The 14,712-nt window shown below is 68.3% G+C and carries 13 protein-coding genes; 4 read left to right on the forward strand and 9 right to left on the reverse strand.

Features of this window, described 5'->3' with window-relative positions:
• The first annotated feature begins 14 nt into the window (after positions 1-14).
• On the forward strand, positions 15-1,520 hold the full coding sequence (locus D7252_RS20540; protein WP_285229101.1) for an AAA family ATPase: 1,506 nt from the start codon (positions 15-17) through the stop codon (positions 1,518-1,520).
• A 29-nt stretch (positions 1,521-1,549) separates the two neighbouring features.
• Here D7252_RS20540 and hisH read toward each other — a convergent pair whose 3' ends face one another.
• Genes hisH through D7252_RS18585 form a run of 4 tightly spaced genes read right to left on the reverse strand, consistent with a single transcriptional unit; the run spans position 1,550 to position 4,304 of the window.
• On the reverse strand, positions 1,550-2,185 hold the full coding sequence (gene hisH / locus D7252_RS18570) for an imidazole glycerol phosphate synthase subunit HisH (RefSeq protein ID WP_120777087.1): 636 nt from the start codon (positions 2,183-2,185) through the stop codon (positions 1,550-1,552).
• A complete protein-coding gene (gene hisB, locus D7252_RS18575) occupies positions 2,182-2,799 on the reverse strand; it encodes an imidazoleglycerol-phosphate dehydratase HisB (protein ID WP_120777088.1) in 618 nt (205 codons plus the stop codon). Before hisB ends, hisH begins: the two co-directional genes overlap by 4 nt.
• Positions 2,796-3,890 carry a histidinol-phosphate transaminase gene (locus D7252_RS18580; RefSeq protein ID WP_183055411.1) on the reverse strand — a complete coding sequence of 365 codons (1,095 nt, stop codon included), beginning with the start codon at positions 3,888-3,890 and terminating at the stop codon, positions 2,796-2,798. Before D7252_RS18580 ends, hisB begins: the two co-directional genes overlap by 4 nt.
• A 36-nt stretch (positions 3,891-3,926) precedes the next feature.
• Positions 3,927-4,304 carry a LysM peptidoglycan-binding domain-containing protein gene (locus D7252_RS18585; RefSeq protein ID WP_120777090.1) on the reverse strand — a complete coding sequence of 126 codons (378 nt, stop codon included), beginning with the start codon at positions 4,302-4,304 and terminating at the stop codon, positions 3,927-3,929.
• A 288-nt stretch (positions 4,305-4,592) separates the two neighbouring features.
• Here D7252_RS18585 and lexA point away from each other — a divergent pair, with 288 nt between their 5' ends.
• Positions 4,593-5,279 carry a transcriptional repressor LexA gene (gene lexA, locus D7252_RS18590; RefSeq protein ID WP_120777091.1) on the forward strand — a complete coding sequence of 229 codons (687 nt, stop codon included), beginning with the start codon at positions 4,593-4,595 and terminating at the stop codon, positions 5,277-5,279.
• Positions 5,280-5,405: 126 nt separating this feature from the next.
• Here lexA and metE read toward each other — a convergent pair whose 3' ends face one another.
• On the reverse strand, positions 5,406-7,715 hold the full coding sequence (metE, locus tag D7252_RS18595) for a 5-methyltetrahydropteroyltriglutamate--homocysteine S-methyltransferase (protein ID WP_120777092.1): 2,310 nt from the start codon (positions 7,713-7,715) through the stop codon (positions 5,406-5,408).
• A 45-nt stretch (positions 7,716-7,760) separates the two neighbouring features.
• Positions 7,761-8,708, reverse strand: a complete 948-nt coding sequence (locus D7252_RS18600) for a methylenetetrahydrofolate reductase (protein ID WP_120777093.1) — start codon at positions 8,706-8,708, stop codon at positions 7,761-7,763.
• Positions 8,709-8,897: 189 nt separating this feature from the next.
• Between D7252_RS18600 and D7252_RS18605 the strand changes: the two genes are divergently transcribed.
• Positions 8,898-10,763 (forward strand): S9 family peptidase, encoded by a 1,866-nt coding sequence (locus tag D7252_RS18605; protein WP_120777094.1) that lies wholly within the window; start codon positions 8,898-8,900, stop codon positions 10,761-10,763.
• Between the two features lie 39 nt (positions 10,764-10,802).
• On the opposite strand, the gene smpB is transcribed toward D7252_RS18605, so the two are convergent.
• The 3 genes from smpB to ftsE form a co-directional block, all read right to left on the reverse strand.
• Complete coding sequence (gene smpB / locus D7252_RS18610; protein ID WP_120777095.1) at positions 10,803-11,279, reverse strand: SsrA-binding protein SmpB; 477 nt, start codon at positions 11,277-11,279, stop codon at positions 10,803-10,805.
• Positions 11,280-11,342: 63 nt separating this feature from the next.
• The gene (gene ftsX / locus D7252_RS18615) at positions 11,343-12,257 is read right to left on the reverse strand and encodes a permease-like cell division protein FtsX (RefSeq protein ID WP_120777096.1); all 915 of its coding nucleotides are present in this window, start codon (positions 12,255-12,257) and stop codon (positions 11,343-11,345) included.
• A complete protein-coding gene (gene ftsE, locus D7252_RS18620) occupies positions 12,254-13,321 on the reverse strand; it encodes a cell division ATP-binding protein FtsE (protein ID WP_120777097.1) in 1,068 nt (355 codons plus the stop codon). The genes ftsX and ftsE overlap by 4 nt, the downstream gene beginning before the upstream one ends.
• Positions 13,322-13,498: 177 nt before the next feature.
• Here ftsE and D7252_RS18625 point away from each other — a divergent pair, with 177 nt between their 5' ends.
• Positions 13,499-14,689, forward strand: coding sequence for a DUF2510 domain-containing protein (locus tag D7252_RS18625; protein ID WP_120777098.1), 1,191 nt, complete (start codon positions 13,499-13,501; stop codon positions 14,687-14,689).
• Positions 14,690-14,712 lie beyond the last annotated feature (23 nt).

Genomic DNA, 14,712 nt, shown 5'->3' on the forward strand with positions numbered 1-14,712 from the left:
AGATAGGGTGAGTCATGATGTCCGGACCGCATGAAGAAGCCAAGGCCCCAGCGGCGTCGCCCGACAACGGCGGCGAGCCGCAGCTCGTCGATTCCGTCCCGCTCTTCCCGATGGGCGCCCCTCCCGCTCCCCCACTGCCCGCTGCCGACTCGTCGATGCCGGGCCAGCCGCCGTATCGTCGCACTCGTGCCGCCGCACGACAGGAGCGTCGTCCAGACCCCGTCGAGACGCCCGCGCCCGATGCGCCGAGTCCCGGTGATGCGGGCCCTGAGGATCCGATCACTTCTCCGGTCGCCGTGCGGTCCGTCGCCGCTCCCGCTCCGACACCTCCGGTCACCGCCCCGCCGGTCACCGCCCCGCCCGTCACCGCACCGCCCGTAACCGCCCCGCCCGTCACCGCACCGCCGACCGCCGAGGCTCCCGCCACCGCACCCCCGGTCACCGCACCCCCGGTCACCGCACCCCCGGTCAGTGCGCCTCCGGTCAGTGCGCCGTCAGCCGACGACGCTCCCGCCGCCGACGAGGCTCCTGCCAGCTTCGCACCGTCGATGCCGGTGTACGCTCCCATCGAGCCGGCGTCGCGACGGGAACAACGCGTGCTGCGCGATCGGCACTCGTTCCTGCAGACCGAGCGCCCCGAAGAGCCGGCGCGCGAGGGCGCGCGAGGCCTCTTGAACCGGCTCGGTTTCCACTTTGCCCCGTCGCCCCAGGAGCAGCCTGTCCGGGATGACGAACTCGCGGTGAGTCAGCACTGGCCCGGCCCGCGCACCATCGCCGTGGTCAACGGAAAGGGTGGCGCGGGAAAGACCCCGACGACGATCCTGCTCTCGGCAGTGTTCGCCCGGTACGGCGGCGCAGGCGTCCTGGCGTGGGACAACAACCAGACCCGCGGAACCCTGGGATGGCGGACCGACGCCGGATCCCATGACCGCACTCTGCTGGAGATGCTGCCTGAAGTCGGGCGACTGCTCGGCACGGGTGCGCAGTCCGCAGACCTCGCCCACTTCATGCACCACCAGCCGCGAGAGAAGTACGACGTGCTGCGGTCGAAGCCCATCAGGCTCGCCCATGAGAACCGCCTCAGCCCGGAGGACGTCGACGCCATCCACGCGGTGGCGGCGAAGTTCTACCGGCTCATCATCATCGACTCAGGCAACGATGAATCCGATCCGATGTGGCTGCAGATGATCGATCGTGCCGATCAGCTGGTCGTCGCGACGACGACACGCGACGATCACGCCGAGGCCGGCGCGCTGCTCATCGAGGCACTCGAGGACCGCGATGAGCGTTCGGCTCGACTTGCTCAGCAGTCCGTCGTCGTGGTCTCGCAGGCTGACCCGAAGGCGTCGGCGGCCGACGTGGAGCACGTCGTCGGCGGGTACAAGTCCCTGGCCCGCGACGTCGTCACGATCCCCTTCGATCAGGAGATGGTGGACGGCCACCTGCGGTACGGCGCTCTCGCCAAGCGCACTCAGCGCGCATGGCTTTCGGCCGCGGCATCCGTCGCACGCGGATTCTGACGCCGAGCAGCCGATCGTCTGAGTGGGACTCAGAGGCTCCCGATCCAGTTGCGAAGCAGCTGGATGCCTGCCTCGCCGGACTTCTCGGGGTGGAACTGCGTCGCCGACAGCGGCCCGTTCTCGACCGCTGCGAGGAACGGTTCTCCGTACGTCGTCCAAGTGAGCACGGGCTGCGGGAACGGCGGAATGACGTCGAGCTCCCAGGACTGCGCCCCGTAGGAGTGCACGAAGTAGAAGCGCTCCTGCTCGATGCCGCGGAAGAGGACACTGTCGGCGCCGGAGTCGACCGTGTTCCATCCCATGTGCGGCAGCACGGGCGCGTTGAGTTCGGTGACCGTTCCCGGCCATTCTCCGAGGCCCTCGGTGTCGTGCCCGCGTTCGACACCTCGCTCGAACAGCACCTGCATGCCGACGCAGATCCCGAGGACGGGGCGTCCGCCGGCAAGTCGCCGGTCGATGATCTCGTCTCCGCCGTGTGCGTGCAGAGCATCGCGAACCGCCTGGAACGCGCCCACGCCGGGAACGAGAAGCCCGTCGGCTTCGAGTGCCTCCGTACGGTCGCGCGTCAGCACAGCATCCGCGCCGGCGGCGACGAGCGCCTTCACCGCTGAGTGGACGTTGCCGGACTCGTAGTCGAAGACGGCGACCCGGGGAGCCCGACTCACAGTGCACCCTTCGTGGACGGAATTCCCTCGACGAGCGGGTCGAGGGCCTTCGCCTGCCGGAACGCCCGCGCGAAGGCCTTGAACTCCGCCTCAGCGATGTGGTGCGGGTCGCGCCCACCTAGCACACGCACGTGCACGGTCAAAGCGGCGTTGAACGTGATCGCCTCGAAGGCGTGCCGAACCAAGGACCCGGTGAAGTGCCCGCCGATGAGGTGGTGCTCGAACCCTGCGGGCTCCCCCTCGTGCACGAGATACGGGCGACCGGAGATGTCGACGACCGCCTGCGCGAGTGCCTCATCGAGAGGTACGAGCGCGTCGCCGTAGCGGGAGATACCGGACTTGTCACCCAGCGCCTCGAGGATCGCCTGGCCGAGCACGATCGAGACGTCCTCCACGGTGTGGTGAGCGTCGATGTGAGTGTCGCCCGAAGCACGCACCGTGAGGTCGGTCAGAGAGTGCTTCGCGAAGGCGGTGAGCATGTGGTCGAAGAACGGCACCGATGTGTCGATGCGCGAAGCGCCGGTTCCGTCGAGGTTCAGGTCGAGTTCGACCGTGGACTCCGACGTGCTGCGCACGCGGCTCGCGGTACGCGGGTTTTCTGCGGAGGTGCTCATGAAGCCGATCCTATCGAGGCGAGTGCGTCAAGGAACGCGGTGCTCTCCGCCTCCGTGCCCGCCGTGACCCGGAGGTGCCCTGGGATGCCGACATCGCGAATCAGGATGCCGCGTTCGTAGAGGCGCTGCCACGTTGCGCGCGGGTCGTTCACGCCTCCGAACAGCACGAAATTCGACCAGGACTCGTGGGGCGTGTACCCCAGGGCCTCGAGCGTCGCTGTGATCCGGTCGCGCTGCTCGACGATCTCGTCGACCATGCCGAGCATCACGTCGGCATTGCGCAGCGCCGCGACGGCGGCTGCCTGGGTCAGCGCACTGAGGTGGTAGGGCAGCCGCACCAGGCGCAGCGCATCGATGAAAGCGGGATCCGCCGCCAGATATCCGACGCGCGCACCCGCGAACGCGAACGCCTTGCTCATCGTGCGCGACACCGCGAGCCGGGGGCGCCCGTCGAGCAGGGTCAGCGCGCTTGCCGCTTCGCGCGGCGCGAACTCCTGATACGCCTCATCGACGACCACGACTCCCCGGGAAGCCTCGTACACCGCTTCCACGACGTCGAGGCCGAAGGGTGTGCCCGTGGGATTGTTCGGCGAGCAGAGCAGAATCACGTCGGGGTCGGTGTCACGGACCTGCGCCGCAGCGTCTTCCGGCGAGATCGTGTAATCGGGCTCGCGGGTCCCGGGCACCCATCGCGCCCCGGTGCCCTGAGCGATCAGCGGGTACATCGAATACGTCGGTGCGAATCCGAAAGCCGTGCGCCCAGGGCCGCCGAAAGCCTGAAGGATGTGCTGGAGCACCTCGTTGGATCCGTTGCCTGCCCAGATCTGTTCCGCGGTGAGGCCATGACCGAGATAGTCGGCGAATCCCTCACGCAGTGTGGTGAACTCCCGATCCGGGTATCGGTTCACGTCTCGTAGAGCGACGGCGATGTCATCGAGAATGTCGCTCGCCACGGCATCCGGAACCGGGTGCGTGTTCTCGTTGACGTTCAGCGCGATCGGCAGCGGCGCTTGTGGAGCACCATAGGGCGTCAAGCCCCGCAAATCGTCGCGCAACGGGAGGGCATCGAGTGAAGAGGTCACCCTTCCCATGTTAAGGGCGCGCCGGGGGTGGATCGCCGACCGGAGTCAGCTCGAGTATTGCGCGGGGATCGCCAGTTCCTGACCGATCTGGAGCTGGCCGGTCGGGAGCAGATTGAGGCGAGTGATCTCGCCGATGACATCGCGCGGGTCGGCGGCCGGGGCGATCGAGCTGGCGATCGACCACAGCGTGTCACCGGGCATCACCGTCACCGTCACGAAGTCGGCGCTGCTACCGCTGACAGCCGAGGCGTCGCCGCCCGAGGCGATGGCGCTGCCACCGCTGATCGCGGCGAAGGCGATACCCACAGCCAGCGGCACCGCAGCGAGTGCGAGCAGGACACCGCGACCGCGTGCCGTCAATCGAATCCGCGTGGCCGAGGGCGCGTGGACGACTGCTGCGTTGCTGAAGGTGATGCTGCTCATGTCGGGCTCCTTGCCTTTCCTCCGGCCCTCAGGTCGGCGGTGAAGTTGGCGTAGCGTTCGCATTCGCGACTCGGCCGGGAGCCGGGAATGCGAAGCTACGTACCGAAGATATCTTCGAGTTCGAACATCTGTCAACTGTTCTTCGAAATCGAGGCCGGGAATCTGCCGACACGCTCGAACAGATCTTCCAGATCGGCGCGATTCTCGGATACGGTTTCGATAACAACACCCCACCACGGGCCTCCGACATTCGAAGAGGAACGTCGGACTTCGCACTGAAGGAGCACCATGAGCGAGAACTCAGCCCCGGAGCAGGAGGCCCCTCGGACGCGTCGGCGGAAGAGCCTCAGCCCGAAGCAGATGGCCATCCTCGAGGTCATCCAGACCTCCATCGCGCATCACGGCTACCCGCCGAGCATGCGCGAGATCGGTGACGCGGTCGGGCTCAAGTCCCTTTCCAGCGTGACCCACCAGCTCGGTCAACTCGAACTCAGCGGTTACCTCCGCCGCGATCCCGGCAAGACCCGCGCGATGGAGGTGCTCATCGACCTGCCCGGCACCAGCGCGGAGAACCCCGCAGATGTGGCCACCCCAGTGGGCGACGCGGCTCTCGTCCCACTCGTCGGCCGGATAGCCGCAGGCGTGCCCATCACGGCCGACCAGCACGTCGAAGAGATCTTCCCGCTCCCGCGGCAACTGGTGGGCAAGGGCGACCTGTTCATGCTCAAAGTTTCCGGCGAGTCGATGATCGACGCCGCGATCTGCGATGGCGACTGGGTGGTCATCCGCTCGCAGAACACTGCGGAGAACGGCGAGATCGTTGCCGCGATGCTCGACGGCGATGCGACCGTCAAGACGTTCCGACGCCGCGACGGCCACACCTGGCTGCTCCCCCGGAACTCCGCGTTCGAGCCGATCCTCGGCGACGAGGCGATCGTCCTCGGCAAGGTGGTCGCGGTGCTCCGCGCCGTCTGATCCCCACACGCACACGATGGGCTGGCGGGCGCGAACTTCTGCGGCCATCGCCGACGTCTACGGCCTCAGGTCGCGATGCCGGCCGCCGTCGGTGCCGCCGAGGCCGCAGAAGTCGCGCTCACACGGTCATACGCTCACAGAGACGTCTGCGCGGACGCGGCGGGTGGCCTCCACGATGTTGCGCAGGGACGCAGTGGTCTCGTCGTAGCCGCGGGTCTTCAGGCCGCAGTCCGGGTTCACCCAGAGCTGGCGCGTCGGAATCTCCTCGACCGCGCGACGCAGCAGCGACTCGACCTCGTCGACCGTCGGCACCCGGGGCGAGTGGATGTCGTAGACCCCGGGGCCGATCCCGTGATCGAACCCCGATTCGGCGATGTCCGCGACGACCTCCATGCGACTGCGCGCCGCCTCGATCGACGTCACGTCGGCATCCAGCGCCCGGATGGCGTCGATGACGACACCGAACTCGGAATAACAGAGGTGCGTGTGCACCTGAGTACCGGCCGCCGCGCCACCCGTGGCCAGGCGGAAGGAGCCGACAGACCAGTCGAGGTACGCGGCCTGATCGGCCTTCTTCAGGGGCAGCAGCTCGCGCAGCGCGGGCTCGTCGACCTGGATGACCTCGATGCCTGCCGCCTCGAGGTCGCCGATCTCCTCGCGAAGCGCGAGAGCGACCTGGTTCGCGGTCTCCCCCAGCGGCTGGTCGTCGCGCACGAACGACCAGGCGAGGATCGTCACCGGCCCCGTGAGCATCCCCTTCATGTGCTTCGTGGTCAACGACTGGGCGTAGCTGGACCAGGCCACCGTGATCGGCGCGGGCCGGGAGACATCCCCCCACAGGATCGACGGCCGTGTCGCCCTGGACCCGTAGGACTGGACCCAGCCGTTCTCCGTCACGGCGAAACCGTCGAGGTTCTCCGCGAAGTACTGAACCATGTCGTTGCGCTCCGGCTCGCCGTGCACGAGCACGTCCAGACCGAGCTCTTCCTGAAGCGACACGACGCTCGCGACCTCGCGGCGGAGGAACTCCTCGTAGTCCTCTTGAGGCACCTCACCTCGGATGAACTGTGCGCGTGCGCGACGGATGTCGCCGGTCTGCGGGAACGATCCGATCGTGGTCAGCGGCAGTGCGGGAAGCCCGAGCGCTTCCTGGGCGGACTCTCGCTCCTCGTAGGAGACCCTCGAGAAGTCCGCGTCCTCGAGCGTGCGGCGTCGCACTTCGCCGTCGCGGACTCCGCGCGCGGTCAGTCGATCCTCCAGCGCAGCCGAGGCGGAGTCGAGTTCGGCAGCGATGGCATCGCGACCTTCCCCGAGGCCTCGCGCCAGAACGCCCACCTGCTCGACCTTCTGATCCGCGAACGCGAGCCAGGAAGCCAGACGAGTGTCGAGAAGGGTCTCGTCGGTGACGTCGTGCGGCACATGCAGCAAAGACGTCGAGGTTGCGGCGGAGACGGGGGTACCGAGTCCGCGCAGAACCTCGAGCTTGTCGAAGGCCGCGGCCAGGTCACCGCGCCAGATGTTGTGCCCGTCGATCACACCACCGACGAGCGTCTTCCCTTCCAAGCCCGGCACCGGCGCGGGAACGCCACCGCGCACCAGGTCGACCGCGATCGCCTCGATCGGGGCGGCGGCGAGCACCGTGAACACGTCGCCGAGGTCTGCGTACGGCGCAGCCACGAGAATCGACGGCCGCTCCGCTGCCGCGCCCAGCACAGCGAGAGCGGATGCCGCGGCATCCGCCAGCTGCGACGTCGACGCCGGCAGCGACTCGCTGACGAGCGCCGGCTCATCCAGCTGAACCCATTCGGCTCCGGCTGCTTTGAGCTTGGCGAGCAGCTCGACATAGACGGGCAGCACGTCGGCAAGTCGTGACAGCGGATCGAAGCCTTCGGGCGTATCGTCCGAAGCTTTCGCCAGAGCCAGCAGTGTGACCGGCCCGACGATCACGGGGCGGGTGACGAGTCCGGCGGCCGCCGCCTCGGCGACCTCTCGCACCAGACGCTCGCTGGACAGGGAGAACACCGTCTCCGGGCCGATCTCCGGGACCAGGTAGTGGTAGTTGGAGTCGAACCACTTCGTCATCTCCAGCGGCGCGCGGTCACCTTCGCCGCGGGCGATGGTGAAGTAGGCGGGCAGACCGATCGTGCCGTCGGCCGACCGCAGGTTCTCGAAGCGTGCAGGGATCGCACCGACGGTGGTCGCAGCGTCGAGCACCTGGTCGTAGTAGGAGAACGACTCCGGGATCGCCGAGTCGGTGCGTCCGAGACCGAGCGCCGTGAGCCGCTCGCGGGTGGTCGCACGCAGTTCGGATGCGGTCCGTTCCAGCTCCGCCTCGTCGATGCGGCCGGCCCAGAACGCCTCCACCGCCTTCTTGAGCTCACGGCGGCGGCCGATGCGGGGGTAGCCGAGGATGGTGCCCTCGGGGAATGCAGTCATGATCTTTCCTTTCGGCGGGGTCTTGTCGACGTGGTCGGTTCGGGTTCAGTGGCGCAGGGCGGGAAGGATGCCGGCGTCGGAGAGCACGGTGAGAACGGTATCGTGCTGATTGAAGGCGTAAAGGTGCACACCGGGTGCGCCGCCGGCGACCACATCTCGAGTGAGGCGCGCCGCCCACTCGATTCCGATCGCCCGACGGCCCTCGGTCGTGGGCTCGACATCGAGGGCGATGGCGAGCTCGCTCGGAAGGTCTTCGCCGGTCAGTTCGAGCACGCGGGCGAGGCGGGCCGGCGACGTGATCGGCATGATGCCCGGAAGGATGGGGATCGTGACTCCGGCGTTGCGCGCACGCTCGACGAAGGCGAGATAGTCGTCCGGGTGGAAGAACAGCTGCGTGATCGCGAAGGTGGCTCCCGCGGCCTGCTTCGCCAGCAGCGCCTCGAACTCCTGCGCGCGATGCGTCGCTCGTGGGTGCCCCTTCGGGAAAGCGGCGACGGCGATGTTGACCTTGCGCCGCGGCGCCACCCTGGCAGCACCGGGGAACCCGGGCACCGGAGACTCCTCGTACGGAGCCCGCTCGGCCTGCGCGCGGTCGATCAGCTGCACGAGCTGGGCCGCGCTCTCCAGATCGCCGAGGAACCCCTCGGTCTGTCCGAGCGGCGGATCTCCGCGAAGCGCGAGGAAGCTCAGGATGCCGGCGTCGAGGAACTCCCGGATGAGCGCCGCCGCACCGGCATACGTGTTGCCCACGCAGGTCAGGTGGGCGAGCGGCTCGACGTCGGTGTGTTCGCGGATGAAGCGGAGCACGTCGAGCGAGCGCCCTCCGGTCGACCCGCCGGCGCCATAGGTCACGGAGAGGAACTCGGGTCCTGCGGCGGCGAGACGACGGACGGTCTCGTGCAGGGCCTCCTCGTTCGAGGCCGATCGCGGCGGATAGAGCTCGAAGGAGAACGGCACGCGGGCGGTGCCTGAGGTCTCGATCTCGGAAGACATCTCTCTCCTGGGGACAGGGCGGGCCGGGGGCCGCGCACGACACACTGGGGCATCGTTCGCGGGCGGGTGCCGGGCTCGGCTGTCGCTCCACGTCCGGGGCTAACCGGGCGTTTCCAGAAACTTAGAACACGGCGGAGGGCGGCCGCACGAGTGTGACGCCGTGTGTCGCACGGCGCATAGGCTCGAGGCATGTCGTCGCCGTTCGGATCCTGGCCCTCCCCCTTCTCCGCCGCCTCGGTCGCGGCATCCACCCCGCGCATCGACGGCGCACGGTTCGTCGGTGCGGAGATCTGGTGGGGCGAATCGGTGCCGGCTGAGGGCGGGCGCGTCACCGTCCGCAGCTCGAGCGGAGCCGAGATCCTGCCTGCGCCGTGGAGTGCGCGCTCACGCGTCCACGAATACGGCGGTGGAGCGTGGACGGCGGATGCCGACGGCATCCTGTACTTCGTCGACGGCCGCGATCAGCGTGTGTACCGACTCGAGCACAGCGGCACACCGCAGGCGCTCACGGCACCCGGTCCGGCGCATGGCGGTCTGCGCGTGCAGCACGGGCGCCTCCTCGCCGTGCGCGAGGACCTGAGCGTCGAGCCGCATCAGCGAGCGATCGTCGAGATCCCTCTCGACGGGAGCGCCGCGGATGACGACACGGCGACCCGCGTCTTCGTGCAGGGGACGGCGTTCTTCGCGCATCCTTCGCTGTCACCCGATCAGACGCGCATCGCCTGGATCGAGTGGAGCGGCGTGCGGATGCCGTGGGACAGTGCTCTCCTGTCCATCACGGCGGTCGACGACCAGACGTTCGCGCCGCTCTCGACCCGGGCCGCACTGCAGCCCGAGTGGGTCTCCGACACAGAGGTGCTCTACAGCGATGACCCGAGCGGACGGTGGCAGCTGCAGCGGTTGGCGCTCGACCATCTGACGCCGCGTGCCGACCCGACGGCGCTCACGGCCTCGGATGCCGACACCGGATACGGCCTGTGGGTGCTCGGGAACCGGTGGTACCAGCCCCTCGCCGACGGCAGGATCGTCGCCGTCCGCACGAACGGTCGCGACGAGGTGGTGGAGATCGGCCCAGATGGCGACACACGCACGATCGACATCCCCTGCGACGGGCACGTCAGCATCGAGGACGTCTCCGGCTCCCGGGTCCTGCTCGTCGGGAACGGATCTGCTGTCGAACCGGGTGTCTGGTGCGCGGACCTCGACACCGACGAGATCGCCTCCGTCGTCGGTGGTCGGCCAGTCGACGCGGACTGGATGCCGTCGGCCGCGCCGATCGTCGTCGAGGGCGCTCACGGTCCCGTGCATGCCTTCGCCTACCCGCCGGCCAACCCGGACGTCGCCGCACCCGCCGGCGAACTGCCTCCCTATGTCGTGTTCGTGCACGGTGGACCTACCGCGCACGTCACCGGCGCCGCCTCCGCGGCGATCGCCTTCTACACCAGCCGCGGCATCGGCGTGCTGGACGTGAACTACGGCGGATCGACGGGATATGGGCGCGCCTACCGGGAGCGACTGCGCGGAGAGTGGGGCGTGGTCGATGTCGACGACGTCATCGCGGCAGCCCGAGGCCTGGCGGATGCCGGACTCGCGGACCCGGCACGCATCGCCATCCGCGGCGGGTCAGCCGGAGGCTGGACTGTTCTTTCCGCGCTCGTGCGAGGAGGAACTTTCGCCGCCGGGATCAGCCGGTACGGCGTCGCCGACCTCCGGATGCTCGCGGAGCACTCCCACGACTTCGAGGAGCACTACATCTCGGGCCTGGTCGGTCCGCTGCCGGCCTCCGAGGATCTCTACATCGAGCGGTCACCGCTCACGAACGCGGAACGCATCGAGGTGCCGGTGCTGCTCATGCAGGGCGCGGAGGATCGCGTCGTCCCGCCCTCGCAGTCGGAGGCGCTTCGCGATGCTCTGGCGGCTCGCGGGATCGACCACGAGTACGTGCTCTACCCGGGTGAAGGACACGGGTTCCGCAGCGCCGAGACCATCGTCGATGCTCTCGAGCGCGAGCTGACCTTCCTCGGGCGCGTGTTCGCGTTCACGCCTCGCCTCTGACTGGCGGTGCGTCGGTGCGAAGGCGCGACAGTGCGCGGTCTACTCGCCGACGCGGTTCCGCAGGCGCATGGCGCGGTCTGCCTCGCGAGTGTCCTGGCGCTCGCGCAAGGTCTGGCGCTTGTCGTACTCGCGCTTTCCCTTGGCCAGGGCGATCTCGACCTTGGCGCGACCGTCGGAGAAGTAGAGCTTCATCGGGATGAGCGTGTAGCCGCCTGCCGAGACGGCATGGGCGATCTTCGCGATCTCTTCGCGATGCAGCAGCAGCTTGCGGATGCGCTTGGCGGAGTGGTTGGTCCAGTGGCCCTGCGAGTACTCCGGGATGTGCACCGAGTCGAGGAACACCTCGTTCCCCTTGACGAAGGCGTAGCCATCGCTGAGGTTGGCGCGGCCCTGTCGCAGCGACTTCACTTCGGTGCCGGTGAGCACCATTCCCGCCTCGTACGACTTCTCGATGGCGTAGTCGTGACGTGCGCGACGATTGGTCGCGACGACCTTCTCCCCGCGTTCCCTGGGCATGATGCTCTCCTGTGCTCTGTGGCCGGGCGTGTCCTCTGTGATCGGCCAGCCCACCAGCCTACATCAGGTGCGGAGCCACCGCCGGATCGCGAACCCGGCTGAGAGCGCGGCGAGCACGACGCCGATTCCGATCAGCACGGGGACCACGAGCGCGGCGTTCTCCATCGTGACCCAGGTCGTGATGAACGGCACCCGCCCGCGGAGGTATCCGTTGACGCCGAAGTGCACCCCTGCGATGACCGCGGCGCTGGCCAGCGCTGAACCCAGGAAGGCGGCGAACACGCCTTCGAGCACGAACGGTGTCTGGATGAAGCGATTGGATGCTCCGACCAGGCGCATGATGCCGATCTCCTTGCGGCGGGCGTACGCCGACAATCGGATCGTGGTGCCGATCAGCAGTGTCGCCGCGATGAGCATCAGAACGGCGATGCCTACGGCGATGTACGTCGCCACCGTCAGGGCGGAGAACAGCGGTTCGAGGTATTGCAGCTGGTCCTGGACCTGCTCGACGCCGGCCTGACCGCTGAAGGCTTCCGAGAGCACCTGGGATTGCCCGGGGTCCTTCATCGTGACGAAGAACACCTCGAACGCCTGGTCCGGCGTGAGAACGCTGGCCTGATCCTCGCCGAGCTGGTCGACGAGCTTGGCGTAGGTCTCTTCCTTCGTGTCGAAGGTGAGCGAGCTGATGAGCGGCCCGAGCGCCTCCCCTTCGAGCTGCGCCTGGACCGCCGCGACCTGTTCCTCGCTGGCGGCGCCGTCGAGGCAGGTCTCCGCTTCCGACACCTCGGAGCACATGTAGACGGCGACCTGCGCCCGCTCGGCCCAGTAGCCGCGCATCACGCCGATCTGGGCCTGCATGAGGATCGCAGCGCCGACGAAGGTCAGTGACACGAACGTGACGAGCACGACGGAGATCACCATCGAGATGTTTCGACGGAGGCCGCCCAGGGCCTCGGTCAGAATCAGGCCGATTCTCACGATGTCGGCCCCACTTCCTGATCCTTGTCATCCGACAGTCCCAGCCGATCGGCGACTCCGAGTTCGGCGACGTCCACCTCCGGCAGCACGATCGGATGGGTACGTGGTCGCGTCGCGGCCGGCGCGTCGACCGGCTCGTCGATGACCGGTCGCGTCTGCGGTTCGGGCGGCACAGCCTGCGCTTCCGGGACCTCGGATGCGGAGGGCACGGCGTCAGCCGCGTTCGCTTCGGCCTTGCGCTGCGCGCTGAGCTCTTCAGCCAGGGCAGCGCGCACCACCGAGAGATCGGCCGTCTGGCGCTGCACCTCCTGCACGGCGGTGAGTGCGGCTGCGGCCGCGGCACCGCGGACCCCTTCCGGGGCGAGGCGCGGGATGTTGGAGGTGTCGCCGTAACCGCCGTGCACCTCGTCGCGCACCATCTCGCCATCGCTGAGCTCGATCACCCGGCGCTGCATCTGGTCGACGAAACCCGCCTCGTGCGTGGCCATCAGCACGGTGGTGCCCCCGGCGTTGATCCGAGCGAGCAGCTGCATGATGTCGACGGAGGTCGCGGGGTCGAGGTTTCCCGTCGGCTCATCGGCGAGCAGCACCTGAGGCCGGTTCACGAGGGCGCGGGCGATCGCGACGCGCTGCTGCTCACCGCCGGAGAGCTCGTGCGGCATCCGCTTCTCCTTGCCGTCGAGACCGACGAGAGCGAGCGCCTCCGGCACGGCCTGCTGGATGAACCCACGGGACGAACCGGTGACCTGCAGGGTGAACGCGACGTTCTGGTACACGGTCTTGGACGGCAGCAGGCGGAAGTCCTGGAAGACCGAGCCGATGTGACGCCGGAAGTACGGCACCTTTCGGTTGGCGAGCGACCGCAGGTCGCGCCCGAGCACCGCGACGCGGCCCGATGTGGGCACGTCCTCGCGGAGGATCAGACGAAGACAGGAGGACTTGCCGGAGCCTGAGGCGCCGACGAGGAAGAGGAACTCTCCGCGTTGCACTTCGAAGTCGACACCGGACAGGGCGGGCTTCGACGTTCCGCGGTAGCGTTTCGTGACGTTCTCGAACCGAATCATGGCGTTACGAGCCTAAGCGCGGCCTCTTCGCTGGTCGCGAGCGACACCCCGCAGGCGCGACCGCGTATGGGTATTGCTGCCCACGAGATGGCCTGATCGACGTCACCTGCCACTGCTATACATGGAACATCGGTTCGCGCCACTTCGCGCGCGCGGAAGACTTTCGAGGGGGACCCCATGACCACACCCGCCGGTTGGTACGACGACGGATCCGGACGCCTGCGCTGGTGGGACGGCCAGCAGTGGACCGAGCACTTCGCGCCGGAGGCCCCTGCTGCCGCGGAGTCGGAGGCCGCAGCTGACGTGCAGACCCCGGCAGGAGAGGCAGCTCCCGGAGACGACAGCGTTCGGTTCTCCGAGCAGCAGACGCATGTCATCGCCGAGGAGCCCCCGGTCGAAGCGCACGAGACCCCCGCCGCCGACGGGGCCTCCGCCGCAGAGGCGACGCCCGAACACGCGGACGCCGGCCAGGCCGATCATTCCGTGCTCGAGGACACCGTGACGCCCGCGGATGCCGCGCCTGACGCTTCTCGTGATTGGTCGGCGCCCGCGTCGAACAGCGATGCGGGCGGATCCGTGTCGCCCGAGTACGCCCCGCCTGCACCCAACGAGGCTGTCGCTCCGACCTATGGCGAAGCTGCGGCCCCGACGTACGGCGGCTACCCGGGCGCTGCCCCGGCGTACGCTGCGGCTCCCGGCGGATACCCGGGGAACGGCGGCGCCGGCGCCTACGCACCGGGCGCTCCCTACCCGGGTGCTGAGCCGGAGGGCCCGAAGAAGCTGTCGGTACTCGGTCTGGTCGGACTCGGCCTGTCGGTCGTCGGAACGATCCTGGTGTTCATCCCGGTGATCGGTTTCATCGGGTTCTTCTTCCTGGCCGCCGGATTCATCGTGTCGATCATCTCGCTGTTCCTCAAGGGCAAGAAGTGGCCGGGCATCGCGGGACTCGCCCTGTCCGTGGTCGGCACCGTGCTCGGCATCATCATGTCGTTCGTCTACCTGTTCGCGTTCGCGCAGGGCCTGAGCGAAGAGGTCGACGACTTCCCGACCTCGTCACCGTCGATCTCTGCCGAACCGTCCGACCCGGACGCGACGGAAGGCACCGACGGCTCGACCGGCACGGGCCGCCCCACCGCGGAAGAGGTCGCGGTCGGCATCACGGAGATCGTCGCGCTGGCCGGCAATGGCGAAACCTTCACCGAGGAACAGATCGGATGCTTCGCCGACGAGTTCGTGGCATCCGACATCGATGACGAGACGCTCCGCATCATCGCGTCCGGTGAGGACGCCACCTTCACCGATCCGGATGCGGCTACCGCCTTCACCGAAGAGTTCAGCGACGCCATCACGGTCTGCCTGGTCCCCTGATCACGATCAGCTGACAATGACGA

This window comes from Microbacterium sp. CGR2 (assembly GCF_003626735.1).
Taxonomy (GTDB): domain Bacteria; phylum Actinomycetota; class Actinomycetes; order Actinomycetales; family Microbacteriaceae; genus Microbacterium.